18 protein-coding genes are annotated in these 23,279 nt (G+C 70.4%); 11 read left to right on the top strand and 7 right to left on the bottom strand.

Annotated elements, in window-relative coordinates; all coding sequences use genetic code 11:
• Positions 1-245: 245 nt before the first annotated feature.
• Together ACIOD1_RS07125 and ACIOD1_RS07120 are read left to right on the top strand one after the other, a co-directional pair.
• Positions 246-1,394, top strand: coding sequence for a hypothetical protein (locus tag ACIOD1_RS07125; protein WP_365619454.1), 1,149 nt, complete (start codon positions 246-248; stop codon positions 1,392-1,394).
• 126 nt (positions 1,395-1,520) lie between these two features.
• The gene (locus tag ACIOD1_RS07120; RefSeq protein ID WP_401900762.1) at positions 1,521-3,584 is read left to right on the top strand and encodes an FG-GAP-like repeat-containing protein; all 2,064 of its coding nucleotides are present in this window, start codon (positions 1,521-1,523) and stop codon (positions 3,582-3,584) included.
• A gap of 162 nt (positions 3,585-3,746) precedes the next feature.
• Here ACIOD1_RS07120 and ACIOD1_RS07115 read toward each other — a convergent pair whose 3' ends face one another.
• The 3 genes from ACIOD1_RS07115 to ACIOD1_RS07105 form a co-directional block, all read right to left on the bottom strand.
• Positions 3,747-4,295 carry a PadR family transcriptional regulator gene (locus ACIOD1_RS07115; RefSeq protein WP_365619460.1) on the bottom strand — a complete coding sequence of 183 codons (549 nt, stop codon included), beginning with the start codon at positions 4,293-4,295 and terminating at the stop codon, positions 3,747-3,749.
• A 269-nt stretch (positions 4,296-4,564) separates the two neighbouring features.
• Entirely contained in the window at positions 4,565-5,383 is an 819-nt protein-coding gene (locus tag ACIOD1_RS07110) for a prepilin peptidase (protein WP_401900760.1), read from the bottom strand.
• Positions 5,384-5,635: 252 nt separating this feature from the next.
• Positions 5,636-6,016 (bottom strand): type IV pilin protein, encoded by a 381-nt coding sequence (locus ACIOD1_RS07105; RefSeq protein WP_401900757.1) that lies wholly within the window; start codon positions 6,014-6,016, stop codon positions 5,636-5,638.
• Between the two features lie 448 nt (positions 6,017-6,464).
• Between ACIOD1_RS07105 and ACIOD1_RS07100 the strand changes: the two genes are divergently transcribed.
• The 6 genes from ACIOD1_RS07100 to ACIOD1_RS07075 all read left to right on the top strand — a co-directional run bounded on the left by ACIOD1_RS07100 (position 6,465) and on the right by ACIOD1_RS07075 (position 15,393).
• Positions 6,465-8,111 (top strand): GspE/PulE family protein, encoded by a 1,647-nt coding sequence (locus ACIOD1_RS07100; protein WP_401900756.1) that lies wholly within the window; start codon positions 6,465-6,467, stop codon positions 8,109-8,111.
• Between the two features lie 104 nt (positions 8,112-8,215).
• Positions 8,216-9,427, top strand: coding sequence for a type II secretion system F family protein (locus tag ACIOD1_RS07095; protein WP_365619472.1), 1,212 nt, complete (start codon positions 8,216-8,218; stop codon positions 9,425-9,427).
• 68 nt (positions 9,428-9,495) lie between these two features.
• Positions 9,496-9,861 carry a type II secretion system protein gene (locus ACIOD1_RS07090; protein ID WP_401900753.1) on the top strand — a complete coding sequence of 122 codons (366 nt, stop codon included), beginning with the start codon at positions 9,496-9,498 and terminating at the stop codon, positions 9,859-9,861.
• A complete protein-coding gene (locus tag ACIOD1_RS07085) occupies positions 9,858-10,382 on the top strand; it encodes a type II secretion system protein (RefSeq protein ID WP_365619478.1) in 525 nt (174 codons plus the stop codon). The genes ACIOD1_RS07090 and ACIOD1_RS07085 overlap by 4 nt, the downstream gene beginning before the upstream one ends.
• Positions 10,379-14,284, top strand: coding sequence for a hypothetical protein (locus ACIOD1_RS07080; protein WP_401900751.1), 3,906 nt, complete (start codon positions 10,379-10,381; stop codon positions 14,282-14,284). The genes ACIOD1_RS07085 and ACIOD1_RS07080 overlap by 4 nt, the downstream gene beginning before the upstream one ends.
• Positions 14,281-15,393, top strand: coding sequence for a type IV pilus twitching motility protein PilT (locus tag ACIOD1_RS07075; protein WP_365619484.1), 1,113 nt, complete (start codon positions 14,281-14,283; stop codon positions 15,391-15,393). Before ACIOD1_RS07080 ends, ACIOD1_RS07075 begins: the two co-directional genes overlap by 4 nt.
• 117 nt (positions 15,394-15,510) lie before the next feature.
• Here ACIOD1_RS07075 and ACIOD1_RS07070 read toward each other — a convergent pair whose 3' ends face one another.
• From ACIOD1_RS07070 to ACIOD1_RS07060, 3 genes are all read right to left on the bottom strand, one after another.
• Complete coding sequence (locus ACIOD1_RS07070) at positions 15,511-16,035, bottom strand: peptidylprolyl isomerase (protein WP_365619487.1); 525 nt, start codon at positions 16,033-16,035, stop codon at positions 15,511-15,513.
• 623 nt (positions 16,036-16,658) lie between these two features.
• The gene (locus tag ACIOD1_RS07065; protein WP_365619489.1) at positions 16,659-17,777 is read right to left on the bottom strand and encodes an acyl-CoA desaturase; all 1,119 of its coding nucleotides are present in this window, start codon (positions 17,775-17,777) and stop codon (positions 16,659-16,661) included.
• Between the two features lie 7 nt (positions 17,778-17,784).
• Positions 17,785-18,840 carry a ferredoxin reductase gene (locus ACIOD1_RS07060; RefSeq protein WP_365619492.1) on the bottom strand — a complete coding sequence of 352 codons (1,056 nt, stop codon included), beginning with the start codon at positions 18,838-18,840 and terminating at the stop codon, positions 17,785-17,787.
• 86 nt (positions 18,841-18,926) lie between these two features.
• Between ACIOD1_RS07060 and ACIOD1_RS07055 the strand changes: the two genes are divergently transcribed.
• Positions 18,927-20,066: a helix-turn-helix domain-containing protein gene (locus ACIOD1_RS07055; protein WP_365619494.1), complete on the top strand. Its 1,140-nt coding sequence runs from the start codon at positions 18,927-18,929 to the stop codon at positions 20,064-20,066.
• 301 nt (positions 20,067-20,367) lie between these two features.
• Here ACIOD1_RS07055 and ACIOD1_RS07050 read toward each other — a convergent pair whose 3' ends face one another.
• Positions 20,368-21,333, bottom strand: a complete 966-nt coding sequence (locus tag ACIOD1_RS07050) for a pirin family protein (protein WP_401900747.1) — start codon at positions 21,331-21,333, stop codon at positions 20,368-20,370.
• A gap of 173 nt (positions 21,334-21,506) precedes the next feature.
• Here ACIOD1_RS07050 and ACIOD1_RS07045 point away from each other — a divergent pair, with 173 nt between their 5' ends.
• Together ACIOD1_RS07045 and ACIOD1_RS07040 are read left to right on the top strand one after the other, a co-directional pair.
• Positions 21,507-21,869 (top strand): tetratricopeptide repeat protein, encoded by a 363-nt coding sequence (locus ACIOD1_RS07045; protein WP_365619500.1) that lies wholly within the window; start codon positions 21,507-21,509, stop codon positions 21,867-21,869.
• 186 nt (positions 21,870-22,055) lie between these two features.
• A complete protein-coding gene (locus tag ACIOD1_RS07040) occupies positions 22,056-23,252 on the top strand; it encodes a methyltransferase (RefSeq protein ID WP_401901382.1) in 1,197 nt (398 codons plus the stop codon).
• Positions 23,253-23,279 lie beyond the last annotated feature (27 nt).

The following is a 23,279-nucleotide window of genomic DNA, read 5'->3' as shown; positions in this document are numbered from 1 at the left end:
ATCATTGACTACCGAGCGCCCAGGTGAGCACCATCTAGGCATGTGCGGCACCGTCACGTCGGAAAACCTCGCAGATGCCCAGGAGTTTCGAACATTCACCTGACCGCACCAGCAGGGTGCCCGCGCGGGGGCACGCCGCCAACCAGATCAACTAGGAGTAACAGATGCGAATCAGGTCCAGACACACTCGGAGCGCTCCGCACTCCGGCAGCACCGCGATGCGCCGGGTACGGAACGCCTTCACGGTGGGTGCCCTCGCGACGGCGCTCATCGCCACCGTGGCACCAGCGGCATTCGCCACGACGGATTCGCAGGTCGGTATCGCGAACAACATGTATCCCGCGGTGAAGGACATGAAGGGCACGATCGCATCGCTCGAGTCCTTCACGGCGTTCACGGCGAACGGGGCGTCGCAGATCGGCGGGTTCTGGAACAAGCCCGCGATCGATACGTCGACGATGCGGGGGATCACGTCGGGCAGCCTGCGGCAGCAGCTGAAGAGCGCCGGGCCCTACACCACCTGCAATCCGTCTTCGTCGAACAACTGCCTCGACGGGCCCGTGCACATTGACGCGTTCCTGTCTGCGGACCAAGCCAACGTGGACGCGGTCATCCCGACCACGGATGGTGGAACGTGCACGGCGAGCGGGAGCGTCGAGTGCAACGGCCTGGTCTCGAGCAAGACCGTTGTGGCAGTCGGGCGCCTGGCGATCTACAGCTGTAGCGGCAGTTGGGCCGGCTCGACCAAGGGTGATGACCCGTCCAACGCCGGGAGTCCGCCGCTCGCGTTGGGCGCGGACGCCAATGGCAGCGGCAACGGCAAGGCGCAGTCGCCTCGATGCGACGCGTCGCCCGTCTCCGGTACCGTGCCCACGACGATCCCCGGGGTGGTGAGCTGGCTCGCGACGAGTGGGCACCGGATCGCGGTCGCCGACCCGGCTTCCGCGCCGTTCGGTGCGGCGTCCAAGCAGGCGCTGATCCAGAACGGGTTCACCTGGACCACCAGTGGGGCGGGCCAGAACGTGTTCACCGGAAGCGCTTGCGACACCGCGGGTACGGCGTGCAAGGTGCGCCTGGAATCGGGCATCAGCCAGGTGCGCGGCGCGGTGACGGCGAACGCCGGCGGGAACACCCAGCTGGGTCTCGTCGCGAAGTCGAACATCATGCACGTGAGCTGGACGTCGAGTTCACTGAACGGCACCACGGGCAATGACCCCAACACGTGGACCGACGTCGATCCGAGCGCGTACTCCGGCTACGGAGACATCGAGCAGTACGGCGTCGCCCTGAGCGGCGGCAACGCCGGTGCGGCCGCCGCCTGGGAAGACCTGTTCACCGCCAAGTGGGACGTCAACTCCACCATCCAGGCGACTCTCGCCGCCTACGGCTACTAAGGCTCCGGAGCACTGGACGTCGGACCGTCGGCCGGTAGGAGCGTCACCGGCCGACGGTCCCGGCTCGCTTCGCGCGGCGACGCCGACTCCCCTTCGTCTTCTGTCCGGGAGGCTCGGCACGGCACTTTGCCGACCGGCCGACGTCCTGCCGAATCGCGTCACCAACTCTCATTCATCCGGCCCCGAGGAGGGGCCAAACCCATGAACAGATCTCCACGTCGGCACCTCGTGCCGGACGGCCGCTCAGTTGCGGTCACGCGTGGTCGGCCACGCCGAGTTCAGACGCTCATCCTCGCGGTGGCGTCCGTCGTGATGGCCGCCAGCCCGGCCTCGGCAGTCGTCGTCGACCCGACCGGCTTCGGTACCGCGGTGAACCTCGACAACAACGGCCGCGGCAGCTCCGCCGTCGCGATCGGCGATCTCGACAACGACGGCGTACCGGACCTCGTGACGGCGATCCGCGCCGAGGGCCTGGGCGTGTTCCTCGGCTCGGGTGGCGGCAGCTTCGGCGCCGTGACGAAGTACGCGGCGCCGCACACCGTGTCGAGCGTCTTCCTCGGCTCGGCAGTCATCCGCGACGTCAACGGCGACGGCCACAAGGACGTCATCAGCCATGACTCGCGCGGCAACGTCGCTCTGGTCTGGCTCGGCGACGGCTCCGGAGCTCTCGGCTCCGGAGCGGCCGTCCAACTCAACCCGACGCCCGGGTGCGACACCACGGGCGACAACCCGTGTGTCGCGCGCTTCCCGACCGACGTCGCCGTGGGCGACTTCGACGAGGACGGCAAGCCGGATCTCGCCACGTCCAACGCGAACACGAACAGCGTCTCGGCGGTGCTCGGCAACGGCGACGGCACCTTCGGCGCGGCGTCCCAGTTCGCACTGGGCGCCGGTACCAGCCCGCAGGGCATCGCGGTCGCCGACCTGGGCGGTGACGGCCATCTGGATCTCATCACGTCGAACTCGGTGACCGGCACGCTCTCCGTGCTGTCGGGCGACGGACACGGTGGCTTCGCCCCGGCGTCAAACGCGGCGACCGGTGTGACACTGCCGTCCAAGCTCAAGCTCGCCGATGTCAACGAGGACGGCAAGCTGGACGCCGTCGTCGTGGTGACCGGCTCGCCGGGGGCCGTCGCCGTCCTGCTCGGCGACGGCACGGGCGGATTCGGCACCGCCGGCGTCCTGTCGGCGGGGGCGAACCTCAGCTCCGCGTCGGTGTCCGACCTGAACGGCGACGGCCACGCCGACCTGGTCGTTTCCAGCGCCGATTCGAACGAGGTCGTGGTGCTCGAGGGCAACGGCGCGGGTGCGTTCGGCAGCCCGCTCGTATTCGGACTGGGCGGCGGTAAGAACCCGCAGGCCACGGCGGTGGCCGACCTCAACGGTGACGGACGTGCCGATGTCGTCACGGCCAACAGCAACAGTTCGGCGACGTTCGTCAACGACGCCTCGGTGCTACTCAACACGACGAACCGGCCGCCAACGGCCGCGAACGACTCGTACGGCCAGGTCGGAGCGGACACCCCGCTCGCCGTCGGCGCTCCCGGTGTCCTCGGCAACGACACGGATCCCGACGGCAACACCCTGACGGCATCGCTCGTGACCGGGCCGACGCACGGCACCCTCACGCTCAACCCGGACGGCTCGTTCGGCTACCAGCCCGGCAGCGCCTACGTCGGAAGCGACAGCTTCACGTACAAGGCGACTGACGCCACGAACGACTCGAACGTCGCGACCGTGACGATCGGCGTCTCGGCCGGCTGCAACGGTCTCGCCGCCACGATCACCGGCAACGGGGTCGTGAACGGCACGAGCGGCGCCGACGTGATCGTCACCGGCAACGGGAACGACAGCGTCAGCGGAAACGGCGGCAACGACACGATCTGCACGTCCGGTGGCAACGACGCCGTGTCGGGCGGCAACGGCAACGACTACGTCGACGGCGGTGACGGCAACGACGCCATCAGCGGCGGCGACGGCACCGACACCGTCCGCGGCGGGGCCGGCAGTGACGCGCTCTCCGGTGGCGGCGGCAACGACACGGTGGTCGGTGGCGCCGACAGCGACACCCTCTCCGGCGGCAGCGGCACGGACGTCTGCGCCGGCGACGCCAACGGCGGTCCGACGCTCCCGGGCACGGATGCGATCGCGACCGGCGGCTCCTGCGAGACCGTCATCGAGGTGCCGTAGCCGACGAGGCTTCTCCGGCGGCTGCCTGCTGAGCAGACGCTGACGTGCGCGGCGGGCCCGGTGATCGCGATGATGCGATCGTCGGGCCCTCCCCGTGGTCACACACGCATCGTCGAGCACTGTCCACGGCCCTGCCGAGGGGTGGATCCCGCGAACGTGACGTCAGCCGGCCGTGACGGCCAGCCGCGTCGCGTCGACGTCGACGGCGTCGAGAAGGTGGCGCGCGGCACGGACGAGTTCCAGCCGCCAGGCGTAGATCGCGCGGGTGAGGTGGTCACTGGTGTGCTCCTTGGCACGCAGCGACTCCTCGATCTCGTCCATGACCACCCGTTGGCGCTCGATCAGGCGAGCCGGGCTGGTGTCGCGACGCTGGAGCAGCAGAAGCTTGCAGGTGAGGTCGGCGCGGATGTCGCGCAGGTGGTCCACGGGTTCGCTGAGCCACCGGTTGACGGCCGTCTTCGCCGCGCGAGTGGCGGCGTAGATCATGCGCTGCGGTCCGCGATCGCTTTCCTCTGCGCCGACCGGCGCGATCAGTCCGCGCTCGACCAGCCGTGTGATCGATCGGTAGACCATGGGTCGCGAGATGTACCAGAACTGACCTATTTCCGTGCCCTCCGCGGTGAGTGCCGAAATGGCGAAGCCGTGGCTGGGTCGTTCGGCCAGAAGTGCGAGTACGATCCACTCGGCCAGTGGCAGGTCAGGTCGCTCCATGCTGACCAGGGTAGGCGGCGCCGGTGGCGTTTGCGATGTCGTTGGAGCCTGGAGCCGAGCGACTTAAACAGGGACGAAATCCCGCAAGAACCGACAAATCACCCCGGTAGATGCTTGTACGATGCCACAGTCTTCGCTGCCCGGGTGGCCCGCGACCCTGTAGGCAGGACCAGAAGCGCCGTCTCCGGTCCGCCGGCGGTCGGCAACGGACGACCGGGCCGCAAGGGACGACCGGGCCGCGGCTGACGTCCGGCCCGGGTGGTCCTTGGTCAGCGGCGGACCGTCGTGAGTGGCGCACCCGTCGCGTACGGGTCACTCAGGCTCTCGTACCAATGGACGACAGGAGCGCCGACGAGGATGGCGGTGACGGCGCCGGCGGCGAGGAACACGCCGAACGGGAGCCGGGTACTGCGGGTCGCTCGCCCCGCCGCCATGAGCGCGATGCCCACCAGCAATCCGGCGACACTGCCGGCCAGCAGCGCGAAGACGAGGTGCCACGGACCGAGCCACCCCAGCCCGGTACCGAGCAGGCCGGCCAGGCGCACGTCACCGAAGCCGAGCCAGGCCGGCCGCACCCAGTGCAGGGTGAAGAAGACGGCGAAGGCACCCGCTCCGCAGGCCGCGGTCACGCCGAACCGGTGCCACTGGCCGGTGACCGCCGCGGCCGCGAGCAGGCAGACGGCGGTGAGCCCGAGGGTCGGGTAGATCAGCCGCCGAGGGAGCAGGAAGTGTTCGGCGTCGCAGGCGGCCAGGGCCAGCAGCCCTGCGGTGAAGACCAGTTCGGCCGGTAGCACTTCCGACCGGCCGAAGCGCAGCGCCTCGGCGACGAACAGGATCGCGGTGAGCGCTTCGATGAGCGGGTAGCGCGCGGGGATGGGAACCCGGCAGGCGCGGCAGCGCCGGCCCAGCAAGAGCCAGGACACGACGGGGATGTTGTCCCGGGCCGCGATCGGCGTGGCGCATCGCGGGCAGGAGGAGCGGGGCCGTACGACCGAGAGGCCGACCGGCACCCGGGAGACGGCGACGTTGAGGAACGACCCCACCGCGAGACCCAGCAGACCGATCATCACGACACATATGGATGGCATGAACGCCATGGTGCCGTACCGCGCATTCCGGCTGCTACCGGCACAATGCGGTTGATCTCGGCCGGTAGTTCGGGCCACTGGGATCCTCGCCGCGACCAGCCCGCCCTCCCCACGGCGGTTCAGGCCTACGGACGTTCCGGCGATGCCGCAGGCCGCCGAGCGCGGTTCACCAGATGGCGCTTCCGCTGCCATCCGGCGAACTCGACCGGTTGACGACCGCTGCCGGCGACGTCCGGCGAGGACTCGCCGGCATCAGATGCCGGCGCAGGGGATCGACCCGTCCGCCTTTGTCACCGGCGTGAGCTCAAACTGTCCGGTCGACGTCACCGCGGCGGTGTACCAGTTGGAAGCGCTGGACAGGAACCCACCCTCCGTCAGCGCCTTCATGTCGCCGTACTTGCCGGCGTTGGCGAAGAGCGCCTCTTCCGCGGTCGCGATCGTGGCCTTGTCGGTCTTGCACGCCGAGCCCTGACCCTTGTCGTTGATGCCGCGGACGGAGAAGACGACGATGGCGGACAGGATGCCGAGGATCACGATGACCACGAGAAGCTCGATGAGCGTGAAGCCCGCTTCCGCCGTCTCGTTCAGCGCACGCGTTTGCCGGCGCAACTTGCCTTGCAGGTGAGTGAACATCTTTCTCCATCTACAGCGAGCGGTTCAAGCAAAATCGAGTGATAGTAACCACTTGATTAATCAGCGGCAGACTACTCAGCGAGCAACGGCCTCACAAGGGGTGACTTCGGCGAATGCCGCCGAGACGACGCGGATGACCGCGCGGCGACGTGCAGTAGTATGCCGCTGACTAATCAGCAGCTGACAGTGACGTGGATCCGTCTGCGGCCAATGATTCGGCTGTTGTTCTGGATGCGCGAATGGGGTGGGTTCCTTGGCGAATCGCTGGCTTCTCCGGCGCGGTGCGGCGACGACAAGCCCTGCGGGCGAGGACGGCGCCCTGCCCGACGGAGCGCGGGGCCCGGAATCGTCTCCGGCCACGGCGGGCGAACCGGTCGGCGACACGACGTCCGGCGCGGCGCCGTCGTCGCCCGCGGGGCAGGAGCAGCCGCGCATCGGGGAACTGCTCGTGCAACGCGGGCTGCTCACCCCGGCGCAGGTGGACGAGGCGCTCCTGCAACAGTCGACGTCGGGCAAGCGGCTCGGCGCGCTGCTGGTCGAACTCGGCATGGTCGACGAGCGGTCGCTGATCGAGGCGCTGTCGGTTCAACTCGGCTTCCCAATGGCCGACTTGCGCCAGAGCGAGCCTGATCCCGAGGCGGCCGCCCGGGTCCCGGAGGCGCTGGCCCGTTCGCTGGGCGTCGTCGCGGTACGGCGGGCCGAGGGCACGCTGCTGATCGCGGCGGGCGACCCGGGTGACCCGCGCGTGCTCGACGAGCTCGGCCGGGCCGTCGCGCCGGATCGGGTGCGGTTGGCGATCGCGGCTCCCTCGGACATCCGACGCTCGATCGACAGCGCCTACCGGGCGCTGACCGGCGTCAGCAGCCTGGTCGAGGCCTTCGAGGCGACCGAGACCGGCCGCAACGCCAACTCCGGGGCCAGGGTGGTGAGCGAGGACGCGCCGGTCGTGCACCTGGTCAACCTCATGCTGACCCAGGGCCTGCGCGACCGGGCCTCGGACATCCACATCGAACCGCACGCCGACCGGGTCCGGGTCCGGTACCGCATCGACGGCGCGCTGCACGACGTGCTGAGCCTGCCGGAGAACATGGGCCCGTCCGTGGTCAGCCGGATCAAGATCATGGCCAACATGAACATCGTCGACCGGCGGCGCCCGCAAGACGGGCAGATCGCCACCGAGATCGACGGCAGGTCGGTCGACATCCGGGTCGCGACCACCCCCACCATCTGGGGCGAGAAGGCGGTACTGCGGCTGCTCGACAGCAACCGCACACTGCTGCGGCTGGCCGAGCTCGGCATGCCCGCCGCGACCTACGAACGGTTCTCGTCCCTGCTCCGCTCCCCGTACGGCATGGTCGCCTGCGGCGGACCGACCGGCAGCGGCAAGACGACCACCCTGTACGCCACGCTCGGTGAGCTGAACCAGAGCGAGCGCAACATCACCACCATCGAAGACCCGGTGGAGTACGTGGTCCCGTCGGTCAACCAGATCCAGATCAACGACCAGGCGGGCGTCTCGTTCGCGACCGGGCTGCGCTCGATCCTCCGGCAGGACCCCGACGTGATCCTGGTCGGCGAGATCCGGGACGCCGAGACGGCGCGGATCGCGGTCGAGTCCGCTCTCACCGGCCACTTCGTCCTGTCGTCCATCCACGCCGCCGACGCCTGCTCCGCGCTGCACCGGTTCACGGACATGGGCATCGAGCCGTTCCTGATCACCTCCACGGTCGCCGGTGTGGTCAGCCAGCGACTGGTGCGGCGGATCTGCGATCAGTGCCGCGAGCCCTACCAGCCGGGCGTGGACGAACTGGCCTTCTTCGCGCAGGCCGGCGGGTCGACCGACACCGGGTTCTGGCAGGGCAGGGGCTGCAACTTCTGCTCCCGGACCGGCTACCAGGAGCGGATCGGTGTCTTCGAACTGCTTGTGATGACCGACTCGGTCAAGCGGTTGCTCGTCGAGAAGGCGCCGATCAACAGCCTGCGCAGGGCCGCCCGCGAGCAGCACATGGACAGCCTCCTGGACGGAGGCGTTCGTCTGGTGGAGGAGGGCGTCACGACCATCGCCGAGATCATGTCCAGCGTGTATGTGGTCTAGGTCGAGCGAGACGGCCTGGGGCATGTCCGCGAAGTCCCGCCTGCCGCCGCAACCACACAACGACGACGCGAACCTCTGACACTGGAAACCAGGAGAGCACCCGCATGGCCACCTTCAAGTACGTCGCGGTCGGCCCGGACGGGAAGCGGGCCACCGGCGAGCTCACGGGCACCAGTGTCGACGGCGTGACCGACAGCCTGACCGGGCAGGGCTACGACGTGCAGTCGGTCAAGGCCGCGGGCCGCAACCTGCTGCAGCTCGAACTCACCGCGAAAAAGGTCGACCTGGTCGAGCTGAGCAACTTCTCCCGCCAGATGGGCGCCTTCATCAAGGCCGGAGTACCGATCCTGGACGCCCTGGAGATCATCCGGGCCGAGACCAAGGACAAGAAGCTGGGCAAACTGCTCGTCGACGTCATGGACTCGCTGCGATTCGGCGAGAGCTTCGCCGCCGCGATGGCCGCCCACGCCACGGCGCTCCCCCCGTTCTACATATCCGTCCTCCGCTCGGCAGAGGCGACCGGTGAACTCGACGTGGTGATGGCCCAGTTGGGCCGCTACATCGAGCGTGACGTCGAGGCCCGGCGCAGCATCCGCTCCGCCCTGACCTATCCGAGCCTGGTGATGGGTCTGGCCATCGCCGTCATCCTCGTCCTCGTCATCTTCGTACTGCCCCGTTTCAAAGCGTTCTTCGACTCCTTCGACGCGCAACTGCCGCTGCCGACCCGCATTCTGCTGGGTTTCACCGACTTCGTCACGGCCTGGTACCCCGTCATCGCCGGCGTGCTCGCCGCGCTCGTCGTGGCCGTGATCGCCGGTTTGCGGACCGAGCGGGGACGGGTGCTGCGCGACCGCTTCCTGCTGGCGATGCCGGTGCTCGGCGACGTGGTCCGCTACATGATCATCGAACGGTTCTGCCGCATCCTGACGTCGATGATCAAAGCCGGCGTGCCCATCACGGAGGCGCTCAGCCTGGCCGGCTCGGGCGCCAACAACCTGGTGTACGAACGGTCCATCGGGACGGCCCGGATGGAGATGCTCGAAGGCGGCGGCATCTCCCGGCCGATCGCCCGCACCAAGCTGTTCCCCGGGACGGTCACCCAGATGATGCGCGTGGGGGAAGAGACCGGGACCCTCGACGACCAGCTGGAGAACGTGTCGGAGTTCTACGAGAAGGAACTGCAACACAAACTCAAACGGTTGACCAGCCTGTTCGAGCCGACCGTGGTGATCATGGTCGGGGTCATCGTGGGGTTCGTGGCGGTCGCCCTCGTCTCGGCGATCTACGGCGTCTACAACCAGGTCAACGTCCAGTGACCCGCCCGACACGCCGCCCGCGGCGCCTCCGCCGCGGTGAGGAGGGCGAGACCCTGGTAGAGGCTCTCGTGGCCGTGGTGCTCATGGGCATCGCCTTCGTGGCCATCGTCGGGGGCATCGGCACCGCGATCATCAGCTCGGTCACGCAGCAGAAGGTGACCGGCGCCGACTCTGTCATCCGCAGCGCCGCCGAGAAGGTCGTCAGCGAACCGTACGTCTCCTGCGCCAGTGGCTACGAGACTCCGACGCCGCCGGCCGGGTACACCGTGACCGTCGCGGTCGAGTACTGGGACGGGGTGGGTGCGTTCGGCCGGCCCTGCCCGACGGTCGATACCGGAGTGCAGAAGGTGACGCTCACCGTGCACTCGACCGGCCCGCACCCCGTCAAGGACGCGACGCTCGAAGTGGTCAAGCGGGAGTCGATGCTGTCATGACGACGCAACGGCCCACCGGCCGACCGGAGTCGGGGTTCACCCTGATCGAGCTGCTGGTCACGATCGTCATCGTGGGCATCATCGGGACCGTGCTGGCCAAGGCGACCGTCCTCGGACTGCGGTTCACGGCGGGCACCGAGCAGCGGGTGGCCGCCACCAGCGCGGCGGGCACCCTCAACCGCTACTTCTACGGCGACGTGCAGAGCGCGGACCACGTCACGACCGACCCCGCGTGCGGCGTTGCCGGCGTGATCGTCCACCTGAGCCGGCCCGGCACCGACGTCGTCTACACCTACGACCAGCCGACCGGCGCCCTCAAGCGGGTGAAGTGCACGGACGGAGGAGTCGTCACCACGTTGCTGGGCCGGATCGCCACCACCACATCGACCCGTCCGGTGGTTCTGAGCTGCGGTGCCGAGACCTCGTGCACCCCGCCCATGGAGGTAACACTGACCGTGCAGAGCGACCCCGCCGTGCCCCCGACGGCCCTCACCGCCGTCCGTCGATCGAGCTCGTCATGACCGGCCGGCCGGATCCACGCCGCCGGCGCGACGACGAAGAGGGCGCGACACTGATCCTCGCGCTGGCCTTCGTCGTCGTCTTCAGCCTGGTCACCGTGTCGGTCCTGTCCTTCGCCGGCACGGGACTGAAAGCCGCGAGCGTGTACGTCGACCAGGGCAAGCGGGGCTACAGCGCGGACGGTGCCACACAGCTCGCGATCAACGACTTCGCGCAGGGCAACCCGTGCGCCTACTACACCGCCCCGCCGGTCAACGACCGGCAGATGATCGTCCACTGCGACCCCCTCAACGCGTCTCCCGTCACCACGCGCGCGACCCAACCGCAGGACGCGCTGCGCAGCCTGGGCCGGGAGACGACGGACGGCATCAACGTGACGGCGCCCGGCCTGCGCGTACAGGGCAGCGTGTTCTCCCACTCGAACGTCACCACCGGCGCCGGCGCCTCGATGCTGGTGTCGGGCGACGTGTCCGCCGTCGGCGACTGCTCCGGTGCCGTGTCACAGACCCAACTGCCGCCGACCCAGGCGCCGTACGTCCACGACTGCGCCAACGACACCCCGTCGGCTCCCGCCGACCGGGTCATCGGCGCCGATCCGGACTACACCCCGCCGACCACGGCCGTCCCGGTCCGGCGAACGGTGCCCGCGTGCCCCGGCCCCGGTTCCTGGCTGGCGCGGTTGCAGCCCGGCTACTACGACGACGCCCGCGCCCTCACCCGCCTCACCGGCGGTGATTGCCCCGACGTCGTCGTCTGGCTACAGCCGGGTCTCTACTACTTCGACTTCACCTTCACCGGCGACACCGCGGTCTGGACGGTCGCCGACCCCACGGTCAGCGTGGTCGGCGGAACGCAGGCCGGCTGGGATCCCGGGGCCCCCACCCGCCCGACCATCCCCGACCCGGGCGGTTGTGACACGACACGGCCCGCGGGCGTCGAGGTCATGATGGGCGGCGGCAGCCGGCTCCAGGTGGACCGTGGACACGTCGAACTGTGTGCCCCGGTGACCCCGGACGCGCAGCAGGTGGCGGTGTACGGGGTCCAGCCGCCGAAGCCGTCACACACGCTGCGGCCGACCGCGGTGGTCACGAACACCGGCTTCGCCAACCCGGGCCATGCCCTGACCGGTGGCGAACAGCCGACCCTGCCCGGGTGTGCGCAGCCCACGGGCACCGCGGGCTGCACGGCCGACGCTGTCCTTGCGGTCCTTGGCACGACCAAACGCCAGTCGGCTTCGATGCAGCTCGCCGGCTTCACCCCGCAGGTACCGCCCGGCTCGGTCATCACCAGCGCGACGCTGCACGTCAAGCACCAGGACGACGGCAATCTGACCGCCCCCGGGGCGGTGACGGTCACCACCGCCGTCGGCGCGGACATCTGCCGCACCGACGACCTGCCCCGGCACACGGCGCTCGCCGAGGATCCCCCGATCAACCTGCTGGGCGCGTGCGGGCTCACCGACCCGGCCCGGCTCACCGGCCTGACAGTGACCTACGCCGCCACCCTGGACACCGACGGCACCACGGCCACGGAGCGCCTGGACGGCATCTGGCTGGAGGTGGCCTACCGCACGCCGACCACCTTCAAGCCGACCACCGTGGCCGCGTCGACCGGGTTCACCGCCACCGGCACCCGTCCCGACAACGCCCTGGAGATCGGCGAACAGCCGACGTCGTTGGTGGCCGGCGCCGACCTGACCACGGCCGCCCCGTCCGCGTCGATCGCCCTGGCCGGGTTCGACCGGCCGCCCTTGCCGCCGGAGTCGACGATCGTCTCCGCCGTGCTGCGAGTGGCCCATCAGGAGACCGGCGACGCGGGGGCGCCCAGAATCAACGTCACCCCCGCTCGCGGCGGCGGCAGTTGTACCAACCTGCCGCTCACGGCGCGGGCCGGCGCGGGCGAGGACCGCGTCGACCTGAAGGCATGCGGCATCACCGATCCCGCACAGCTGACCGGCCTGACCGCGACCTACGCCGCCGGGCTGAAGGCGGGCGGCACCGCGGGCACCGATGCCCTGGACGGCGTGTGGCTCGAAGTCGTTTACGACGCGCCGCCGCCCCGGCCGGCGACGAGCGCGGAGTCGACGACGTTCGTCCCCGCGACCAACGCCAAGGCGATCGACGGCGCCAACACGGCCCACGCCACACTCGACGCGGTGACCAGGCCGACCGCCACCATCGCCCTCGGCGGTTACGACACCCCCGCGCCGGCGCCCGGCTCGGTCCTGGACGGGGCCCTGCTGCACGTCGCGCACCGCGACGATCCCGGGGCGACCGGAGGACCGCCGCCGACGGTCGCGGTCACCCTGACCGGGCCCGGCATACCCGGCTCCTGCACCACCTCGCGCAAACTCGCCGCGCACCAGGGCGCCCTGGCCACCGACACCCTGGACCTGGTCGCCGTCTGCGGGCTGAACGACCCCGCCCATCTGACCGGCCTGGTGGTGACCTACACCGCCACCCTCGGCGCCGGCAGCACCACGGCCACCGATCAGCTCGACGGCGTCACCCTGGAACTGGCCTACCGACCCCCCATCGCGGCACGGCCCACCCAGGCGATCAGCACCGCGACACCCGGCGCCGCGGCGTTCCTCGACCCGACGAACGCGCAAACGATCGACACCAGCACCTCGACCGCGACGCTTGGCGCGGCCACCCCGTCTGCGTCCATCCGGCTCGGCGCGTTCACGATGCCTTCCCTGCCGACGGGGGCGGTGATCGACAAGGTCGTGCTGCGCGTCTCGCACCAGGACGACGACACCACCCCAGCAGCGCCCTCGCCCCCCGCACCTCCTTCGCCCCCGGAGCCCCCCGCTCCCCCGGACCCGGCCACGCCCCCGGCGCCGCCCTCGCCGACGGAACCACCCACCACCGCGCTGACCGTCTCCGGTACCGGTACCGCCTGCGACGCGAACCACGCCCTCACCCCCCGTCCAGGGACACTCGGTGTCGACGTGGTCGACCTCGGCGCCTGCGGGCTCCGGCAGGCCGACCAGCTGTCCAAGCTCGCTGTCGACTACGCGGCGAGGTTGGGGGCGGGCAGTGCCGCCGCCACCGACCGGCTCGACGGCGTCGAGCTCGACATCGTGTTCCGAGCCCCGTCCATCAGGGCCCTGTCCGGCTGTCTCACCACCGGCAGCCGCTGCGCGGTGCTGAAGTCGACCGACGACGCCGACACGGCCACCGCTCACAGCCGCCTGGTGATCAACGGCACCGTCTACGCGCCGACCGCCGCCGTCGACCTGTCGATGAGCCGGGTCGGCTCGCAGGTGGTCACCCGCGGCATCATCGCCCGGACCATCGACCTCGGCATCATCCCGGCCACCGGATACCTCCGTCCGGTGATCGGGATCCCACCGGAGCCGGTGCTGTTCACGACCTACCCGGCCGTGATGGCGAAGCCGGCCTCGGTCACCGCGCTCACCGGGTTCACGCCCCCGGCTCCCGGCGCACCCGTCGACGTCACGGACGCCACCGTCCCCGGCGGTGGCCGGGCGTCCCTCACGCTCGGCGGTTACGCCCCGCCGGCACCGGCCACGACCGGACCGCTCGACCACATCGTCCTCCAAGTGGCGCACCACGACGACGGCGACGTGAAGTCGGTGAAGGTGTCGGTGGACTTCACCGGCAGCACCTGCACCGGCGTCAACTCACCGGACGTGCCGGTCCATCTCGGATCGAGCGGCCCGGTGACCGACCAGATCGACCTGGCACCGTGCGGCCTGACCCATGCCTCCCAGTTGGCCGGGCTGACCGTGACCTACACCGTCACCGCCGGGAGCGGCGGCGCGACCGAGCACCTCGGCGGCACCCGGATCGACCTGCTGTCCGGACCGCTCCTCCAGGCCGCCGTGTCCTTCGACGGCCACACCAGCACCGTCAAGCAGTGGACGGTCCTGCCATGAACAAGCACGCCACCTTGGAGACCACCATGTCCGGGCCGAGTTCCTCGATCATCGACCACCTGCTCGGTGAGCTGTGGCAGCGGGGCGGCAGCGACCTGCTGCTCACCGCCGGATCGGCGCCGTTCCTCCGCGTCGACGGCGCCCTGCGACCGGTCGAGGGGGCCGCGCTGACCGAGCCGGAGGTCGATCGCCTGGTGACCGGGGTGCTGGGCGAGGAACTCACGGAACGGTTCCGCCGGGAGAAGCAGGTCGATTTCGCGTTCAGCTGGGGCGAGAGGGCCAGGATGCGCGGGAACGCCTTCGTGCAGCGCGGCTCATCGGCGTTGGCGCTGCGGATCATCCCGTTCGACGTTCCGTCGTCCCAGCAGCTCGGGCTCCCCCCGGTCGTCATGGGGTGGGCGGGCATGCCGCGCGGGTTCGTGCTGGTCACCGGGCCGACCGGATCGGGGAAGACGACGAGCCTGGCGGCGCTCCTCGACCACGTCAACACACACCGGCCGGTGCACATCCTCACCATCGAGGACCCGATCGAGTACCTGCACCGGCACAAGCGCTCGGCGGTCAACCAGCGCGAGGTCGGCACCGACACCGACTCCTTCCCCGCCGCGCTGCGCTCGGCGCTGCGCGAGGATCCCGACGTCCTGCTCCTCGGCGAAATGCGCGACCCGGAGAGCATCTCCGCGGCCCTGACCATCGCCGAGACCGGGCACCTGGTGTTCGCCACCCTGCACACCAACGACACGTCGCAAACGCTGGACCGCATCGTCGACGTGTTCCCGGCCGCGCAACAGCCGCAGATCCGGTTGCAGTTGGCGCACACCCTGGTCGGCATCCTCAACCAGACGCTCATCCCCCGGATCGGCGGGGGCCGGGTCGCCGCCTTCGAGGTGCTGGTGGGCACGTCGGCGATCCGCAACCTGATCCGCGAGGGCAAGTCTCGCCAGATCCGCAACATGGTCTCGACCGGCCACCGTGAGGGCATGCAGACCCTTGAGACCAGCCTCAACGCCCTCGTCGCGGCGGGCACCATCACCTACGAGGAGGCCGTGCTGCACACGGCCTACCCGGAGGACATCCAGCGACCCCACGCCCCGACCGGCCGCACCTGACCGTCCGGCACGAAATGTCGCCGGACCGGACAGGCGCCCGCCGGAATCCCGAGCCGAGCGGAAGAACCCCCCGTGGCCCGAGCCTGCTCATCGAGGACGTGGCCACGTCGCGGTGCGTCAATGCTCGCGGGACGGCCGGACGCGCAGCAGCTCGGTCGACAGGACGGGGGTGCCGTCGACCGGCGCCGGGTCCTCCGCGGTCGGCTCGATGCCTCCGGCGGCGACTTCGTCGAGGGTCGTCAGGCCGTCGGCCCCGACCGTGCCGAACACCGTGTAGTTCGGTCGCAGTGCGGAGTCGCCGTAGACGACGAAGAACTGTGAACCGTTCGTGTTCGGACCGGCGTTGGCCATCGCCAGCAGGCCGCGCCCATAGAGTCGGCGCGCACCGGTCGGATCGGTCGGCGCCGGCGGCAGGTCCACCGGCAGCTCGTCCTTGTACTTGTACCCGGGCCCGCCCTCACCGGTACCGGTCGGGTCGCCGCACTGCAGGACCTTCAGCGTCGGATACGCCGTCAGACGGTGGCACACCGTACGGTCGTAGAACCCGTGCCGTGCCAGGTGCAGGAAACTCTGCACCGTGCACGGCGCCTTGGCCCGGTCCAAGTGCAGCGGGAGCGGACCCTGGCTGGTCGGAACAGCCATGTCAACCGTGCCCCGACTGGGGGTGCGCCGCGGGTCGGGCGGCAGCGGAACGGGGCGCGCCGAAGGCTCGTCCGGGGTCTGTGCGTACTGGCAAGGGCCGTGCGTGGTCCGCGGCGGAGCGCCATCGGAAGCGCCGGCGACACTCCCCCCGGACACGACCAACACCACGGCCGCGCATGCGCTGATGAGTGCTCGTTTCATTCTGCACGCCCTCCCGATGAACGTCAGGTTTTGGAGCGGTCGCAGTCTAGGGCGTGGTGCGGTCGGCGGCAGTGGAACTTCCGGCCGACTGCGTCGTCGGGACCCAGCCCGTCGGGGAGCGGGACCGCGATCTTCCGCAGTGCTTGACCGACTACGAGAGCGGTGACCGCCAGTGCGCACCGGCCGACAAGACCCCGTCTGGAAGATCGGCCCGTGGATGCTCTGCGCGGAGCCGATTCACCGTTACGGCCGGTCGAGCGGTCTCGCCTGCGTCAGCTGCCGGGCCACAGCCTTGAGCAGGTGGCCGGCCGGCGCCGTGGACGACGCCACGCCCCTGCGGCGCCACGTTCGCCAACGCCCACATGCGGGTTCCCGTCCCTGGAGCCCACCCTCGGAGCTGCGGCGCCGGCCAGGACCGGGAATCAGGCCGCGGCGAGTTCCTGCTCGCGGTCCGGCATCGTGACCTTGGGCTGCTTGTTGGGCAGCGAGAGTCGGAAGACCTTGTGCCACGCCGAGTACACCTGCTTGGGCAGCGGCCCGGTGACGTAATTCAGCTCGTACTTCTCGAACAAGGCGCGCACCTTCACCGCGACCTCGGCGTACCGGTTGCTCGGCAGGTCCGGGAACAGGTGGTGCTCGATCTGGTGCGACAGGTTGCCGGTCATGAAGTGCATGGCCTTGCTGCCGCTGATGTTCGCCGAGCCCATCATCTGGCGCAGGTACCACTGGCCGCGCGTCTCGTCCCTGATCGACCGGCGCTCAAAGACCTGCACGCCCTCGGGGAAGTGCCCGCACATGATCACGGAGTGGGTCCAGACGTTGCGCACCAGGTTCGCGGTGAACGTGGCGGCGAGCGTGGTGAGGAACGACGGGCCCGAAAGGAGCGGGTGGATGACGTAGTCCTTGAGCACCTGCTTGCGGATCTTGCGGCCCACGGCCCTGGCCCGCGCACGGAACTCCGGGTTCTTGCGGCGGCGCTTGTGCAGGTTCTTGCCGAGCTCCAGGTCGTAGGCGGCGATGCCGTACTCGAAGAAGCAGGCGTTGAGGAAGTTCCACAGCGGCTGGCCGAGGTGGAACGGGTGCCACTTCTGATCCTCGTCGACGCGCATGATGCCGTAGCCGAGGTCGTTGTCCTTGCCGATCACGTTGGTGTACGTGTGGTGCAGCTCGTTGTGCGAGTGCTTCCACTGCTCGGCCGGCGAGACGTGATCCCAGTCCCAGGTGGTGGAGTGGATCTTCGGGTCCCGCATCCAGTCCCACTGGCCGTGCAGGACGTTGTGGCCGATCTCCATGTTCTCCATGATCTTCGCCACGGACAGGCCGGCGGTGCCGAGCAGCCACGCGGGTGGGAAGATCGAGAACAGCAGGACGCCCCTGCTGACCAACTCCAGTGTGCGCTGTGCCGAGATGACCTTGCGGATGTAGGCGGCGTCCTTCTCGCCGCGGCCGGCGATCACCTCGTCGCGGATCGCGTCCAGCTCGCGGCCGAGTTCCTCGATCTGCTCCGCGGTCAGGTGGGCGGTGGGGTCGATGGCGGTCAAGGTGCTCCTACCGTTCGATGTCGCAGGGGCCCGCCGCGGCGGACACACAGGTCTGGATGAGGACGCCCGGCTCGGCTTCGGTGATCTCGCCGGTACGCAGGTCGCGGACGGCCCCCGCCCTGAGCGGCGTGACACAGCCGAAGCAGATGCCCATGCGGCACCCGGACGGCATGAGCACGCCGGCCTCCTCGCCGACGTCCAGCAACGGCGTGGCGCCGTCCGCGTCGACGGTCTTGCCGCTGGTACTGAACGTGACCGCGCCACCGTCTCCGGTGACGACGACGCCGGGGCGGAAGCGTTCGGTGTGCAGGCGCTCCGGGACGCCGTGCGCGGTCCAGTGCGCTTCGGCGGCGTCGAGCAGGCCCGCGGGCCCGCACGCCCAGGTCTCGCGCTCGGCCCAGTCGGGGACGAGATCACCCAGACGGGCGATTTCGAGCATGCCGTCCGTGTCGGTGTGCAGCTCGGTGAGACGCAGCTTCTCGTCCGCGACCAGGTCGTGCAGGTCGTTGCGGAAGATCACGTCGTCCGGCTTCGGTGCGGAGTGGACCATGACGACATCGTCGAACTCGATGTCGCGCAGCATGCCCATCACCGGCGTGATGCCGCTGCCGGCCGTCAGGTAGAGCACCTTGGAGGGCTTGGCCTCCGGCAGCACGAAGTCGCCGGTCGCCTGGTCGAGCTGGATCAGCGTGCCCGGTCGCGCCCCGCGGACCAGGTGGTTGCTGACCTTGCCGTCCGGGATGGCCTTCACCGTGATCGTGATCCGGCCGTCGCGGCGGTTCGTCGGCGAGGTGACCGAGTAGGCGCGCCACAGGCGCACCCCGTCGACGTCGACCCCGATCCGCACGTACTGACCGGCCGTGTGGCCGCGCCAGCCCCGTCCCGGCCTGATCACGAGGGTCGCGGCGTCACCCGTCTCGGGGTGCACGGCCTCGATGCGCCCCCGCAGGTCGCCGCCCGCACGCAGCGGGCTGACCAGGTCGAGGTAGTCCGACGGCAGCAGCGGCGTCGTGACCATCTCCAGCAGTTTCCACGCCCTACTGCGGAGGGCTGCACTCGTCATGACCCCAGCTTGGTGTGCTTCAGGGGATAAAGTCCTGTCCGTAGGACGTGAATCTGATCAGTTGAATTGTTCGCAGGGAACAAAAAATGAGCCATGCAGTCCGGAGGGCCAGCGAACTGGTCCTGGATGAGACGACGGTCACCGCGCTTCGGGCCGCGCTGAGGACCACCGCCGACGAGGTCGTCCAGGCGATCATCGATGAGGTCCCGCCCTACGCCAACGCCCTTTCGGGCCGCATGGGCGCCACCATCCGCCGAGCCGTCCGCACCGCCCTGGGCCTCTACCTTGACCTCGCGAGCGGGAACGCCACGGGCGGCGACGCCGGCGACGCGGCCTACGAGCTGGGCCGCGGCGAGGTCCGCGACGGCCGTTCGATGGACGCCCTGCTCAGCGCCTACCGGGTCGGCGCCCGCGTGGCCTGGCGAGGCCTGGCCGCAGGCGCCGTACCAGCAGGTCTACCCGCCGCCCAGGTCGCCAAGTTCGCCGAGCTGACCTTCGCCTACATCGACGAGCTCTCCGCCGCGAGCGCCGCGGGCCACGCCGACGAACTGGCCGCGCGGGGCCGGGCCCACGAGCGCCACCTGGAACAACTGGCCCGCGACCTCCTCTCCGGCGCGAGCCCGGACGTGCTCCTTGCCGCTGCCGGGCGGGCCGGGTGGCAACCGCCGGTTTCGCTGACCGCGGTCCTGCTGCCCGCCGCCCACGCCCGGCCGGCCTACCGCGCGCTCGACCCGGGCACCCTCGTCCTCGACGATCTGCCGGACGCCTCCGGAGTGCTGCTCGTCCCCGATGCCGACCGAGCACATCTCCTGAGGCGGCTGCCCGACCGCACCGCCGTGGTCGGCCCGGCCCGGCCGTGGACGCTCGCGTCCGCCTCGTACGCACGGGCGGTACGCGCGCGCTCCCTCTCCTGCGACATCCGCGACACCGAGGACCACCTGCCCGAGCTGGTACTGAGCGCCGATGCGGACGCGTTCGCCGACCTGCGTGTCCGAGCCCTCGCCCCGTTGCGGACCTTGCCGGACGCGACCGCGCGGCGGCTGGAGGAGACGTTGCGGGCCTGGCTGCTGCACCAGGGCAGGCGGGACGAGGTGGCGGCGGCGTTGTTCGTCCACCCCCAGACCGTCCGCTACCGGATGGCGCAGCTGCGGGAACTTTTCCCGGATCTCGGGTCGCCGCACCGGGTCCTCGAACTGACGCTGGCGGTCGGTATCCGGGTGGGTTGACGTGCTCTTCGACCGTCCACGACCGCGTCCTCGAACGGTCCGGGAACCGTGCCTCGCCCTCGGTCCGGAGGTGAAGGAGCCAAGCAGTGATCCGGCGAAGCCGATGGCCCGGGCCATCGACCACTCCAACTCGACCTGGACCGGGCAGGGGCTCTCGCGCGACAACGCGTTGGGTTGGACCATCACCACGAGAGGCGCTCCGGCTCTGGCACTCCTCCAGGAGGCCGGCGGCCGTGGGCGGAACCAGCTCGTTCAGGATGCGGGATGGGCACCGCTGCCCCCGCCCCCGCAAACCGCCAGGTCAGCGCACCCTACCCCTGGGCTTCAGGTGGGTCGCGGGGAGCGCGGGAGCCGGAATCGGAGGGCCGTCGTAGCCCTTCACCTCGCCGTAGCGGGCGCCGTTCATCCAGTCTTCGCGGAAGCCTGCGATGTCCTCTTGGGACCGTCCGATCCAGTTCCAGAACATGACGATCTCTTCCTCGAACGGCTCGCCTCCCAGCAGCATCAGGCTCGCGTCCGACGCCGCGCGCAGGGGGAGTTCGGTGCGGCCGCAGCCCAGGTAGAGCATCGAGCCGGGGAGGACCGGGACGCCGTCCACGTGGGCCTCGCCCGACATCGACAGGACCGCGTACTCGAAGTCGGGGTCGAGCGGGAGGCGGGTCTCGGTGCCCGAGGCCAGGGTGAGGTCGGCGCCGACGATGGGGGTGTACGCCGTACCGGGCGAGGTGGCCGTGTCGAGGGTGCCCAGGATGACCGTCGCCGTCAGGCCCGGGGCCGTGACCCGAGGGAGTTCCGCGTGGTGCTGGAAGTGCGGGGCCACGTCGCGGTGGGCGTCGGGCAGGGCCACCCACAGTTGGGCTCCGTGCAGGAGGCGGGCGTGCGGGCGGGGGCTCTCCTCGGAGTGGCTGATGCCCCGGCCCGAGGTCATCAGGCCCAGCTCGCGCGGGCGGATCGTGGCGAGGCTGCCGACGCTGTCGCGGTGGAGCACCTCGCCCTCGTGCAGCCAGCTCACCGTCTGGAGTCCGGAGTGCGGGTGGGGAGCGACCTGCATGCCGGGCTCGTCGGCGATGTCGTCGGGGCCGTAGTGGTCGACGAAGCACCAGGCGCCGACCATCCGGCGACCCAGGTTCGGCAGGAGCCGGCGGACCTCGGTGGACTGCCCGAGCTTGACCGTGCGCGGGCTGAGGAGCTCGCGCACCGGTTCGGCGACGACGAAACCGCGGCCGCCGCAGGCGGCGAGAGCGGGCTGGCGATCGAGATTGCTCATACGGCACAACCTATCCCCGCGGACGGCGGCCCGGACCTGTCGCGCCTGCCGTCCTCGCCACCCCACCGTCCGTCCCCGCCGTTCCCGCCGTCCCCGCCGCCCGGCGGAATGTCCGGGCCCGCGGATGCGTTCGACTCGGCGACGCAACGAGACCGCCGAGCGGAAGGGACGCGATGAACGCGCCGACGACCCCGACGACCTACCACGAGCACGGAACCACGGCCGAGCGCTGGGCACGCGGGCAGCTCTTCTTCGACGCGAAGGAGTACGCGACCGCCGCCAAGGTCCTCGTCACGGTCGCCGAGGAGGCCCCCGAGCAGCTCGCTCCCCGCCTCCTGCTGGCCCGCGCCTATTACCACTCCGCCCAGCTCTCCCGCGCCGAGAGCGAGCTGCGCGCCCTGTTGGAGCGGTGGCCGGTGGAGGACTACGCCCAGTTGATGCTGGGCCGCACCCTGGAGCGGCAGGGCCGGGCCGCCGAGGCGGCGCCGTACCTGCGGATCGCCGCCGCGATGGCCGGCGAGTTCCCGGAGCGGTGATCCGCGGCCGTGATCCGCAGCCGTGATCCGGAGCACCATCCCGAACGGCGATCCGGGACCGGAACGCCGCCGGGGCGGCCCCGAGGGGCCGTCCGGAGGCGGGATCCGTACAGGTCAGGGTCCCCCGGCCCCGCGTGTGCGGGGCCGGGCGGGCGCCTGGGCTAGCCTGGGGTGCATATGAACCGCCTGACCACGCCATTCGGCTCCTACGAACTCAACCGCTTCCCCGCGGACCCGCGCGACCAGCTCCGTGCCTGGGACGCCGCCGACGAGTACCTGCTGCGTCATCTCGACGCGGGTACCGACGAGCGCGGCCCCGTGGACCTGGCCGCCGCTGCCGGGCGGATCACCGTAATCGGCGACCGCTGGGGCGCCCTGACGACGGCCCTGGCCGCGCACCGGCCCACGCAGATCACCGATTCCTCGCTGACGCGGGCCGCCACCGAGGGCAACCTGGACCGGGCCGGCATCGGCACGTCCAAGGCCACGGTGACCCTGCTGACGACGCAGGACGCGCCACCGGAGCGGATCGACGTGCTCCTCGTACGGGTCCCGAAGAGCCTGGCACTGCTGGAGGACCAGCTCTACCGGCTGGCCCCGCACGTGCACGAGGGCACGGTCGTCGTCGGCGCCGGCATGGTGAAGGAGATCCACACCTCCACCCTGCGCGTCTTCGAGAAGGTCTTCGGCCCGACGAAGACCTCCCTCGCGGAGAAGAAGGCCCGGCTGATCTTCTGCACCCCCGACCCGGCGCTCACGGCGAAGGCGGCCCCCGGCCCCTGGCCGCTGACGTATCAGGTCGACGAGCAGGGCGGCTCGGGCGCGGGCCTGACCGTGGTCAACCACTCCGGGATCTTCTGCGCGGACCGCCTCGACGTCGGCACCCGCTTCTTCCTCCAGAGCATCCCGACCAACACCGACGGGGCCCGGGTCGTGGACCTGGGATGCGGCAACGGCGTGGTCGGCGCGGCCGTCGCGGTCGCCGACCCGGACGCCGCGGTGGTGTTCACCGACGAGTCGTACCAGGCGGTGGCCTCGGCCAAGGCCACGTACGAGGCCAACGTCGGCGCGGGCCGGCGCACCGCCGAGTTCCACGTGGGTGACGGCGTCGCGATGCTGGATCCGGCCTCCGTGGACCTGGTGCTGTGCAACCCGCCCTTCCACTCCCACCAGGCGACGACGGACGCGACGGCGCTGCGCATGTTCGCCCAGTCCCGCAAGGTGCTGCGCGAGGGCGGGGAGCTGTGGGTGGTCGCCAACCGCCACATGGGCTACCACACGCACCTGCGCCGCCTCTTCGGCAACAGCGAAGTGGCAGCGAGCGAACCGAAGTTCGTCGTCCTGCGGGCGATCAAGCGCGAGGCACGACAGCGCCCCTTGTGACCTGCCGGTACGTCCTACACTCTGCCG

It is taken from the genome of Streptomyces sp. NPDC088097, from assembly GCF_044741845.1.
In the GTDB taxonomy this organism is placed as follows: domain Bacteria; phylum Actinomycetota; class Actinomycetes; order Streptomycetales; family Streptomycetaceae; genus Streptomyces.
The sequence above is the reverse complement of the archived record's forward strand: the minus strand, read 5'-3'. Positions and strand labels throughout refer to the sequence as shown.

Coding starts and splice junctions, on each gene's coding strand:
- ACIOD1_RS07115 (WP_365619460.1), bottom strand. CDS start 4,295: ATGGAGCGACCTGACCTGCCACTGGCCGAGTGGATCGTACTCGCACTT.
- ACIOD1_RS07110 (WP_401900760.1), bottom strand. CDS start 5,383: ATGCCATCCATATGTGTCGTGATGATCGGTCTGCTGGGTCTCGCGGTG.
- ACIOD1_RS07105 (WP_401900757.1), bottom strand. CDS start 6,016: ATGTTCACTCACCTGCAAGGCAAGTTGCGCCGGCAAACGCGTGCGCTG.
- ACIOD1_RS07095 (WP_365619472.1), top strand. CDS start 8,216: ATGGCCACCTTCAAGTACGTCGCGGTCGGCCCGGACGGGAAGCGGGCC.
- ACIOD1_RS07085 (WP_365619478.1), top strand. CDS start 9,858: ATGACGACGCAACGGCCCACCGGCCGACCGGAGTCGGGGTTCACCCTG.
- ACIOD1_RS07080 (WP_401900751.1), top strand. CDS start 10,379: ATGACCGGCCGGCCGGATCCACGCCGCCGGCGCGACGACGAAGAGGGC.
- ACIOD1_RS07075 (WP_365619484.1), top strand. CDS start 14,281: ATGAACAAGCACGCCACCTTGGAGACCACCATGTCCGGGCCGAGTTCC.
- ACIOD1_RS07070 (WP_365619487.1), bottom strand. CDS start 16,035: ATGGCTGTTCCGACCAGCCAGGGTCCGCTCCCGCTGCACTTGGACCGG.
- ACIOD1_RS07060 (WP_365619492.1), bottom strand. CDS start 18,840: ATGACGAGTGCAGCCCTCCGCAGTAGGGCGTGGAAACTGCTGGAGATG.
- ACIOD1_RS07055 (WP_365619494.1), top strand. CDS start 18,927: ATGAGCCATGCAGTCCGGAGGGCCAGCGAACTGGTCCTGGATGAGACG.
- ACIOD1_RS07050 (WP_401900747.1), bottom strand. CDS start 21,333: ATGAGCAATCTCGATCGCCAGCCCGCTCTCGCCGCCTGCGGCGGCCGC.
- ACIOD1_RS07045 (WP_365619500.1), top strand. CDS start 21,507: ATGAACGCGCCGACGACCCCGACGACCTACCACGAGCACGGAACCACG.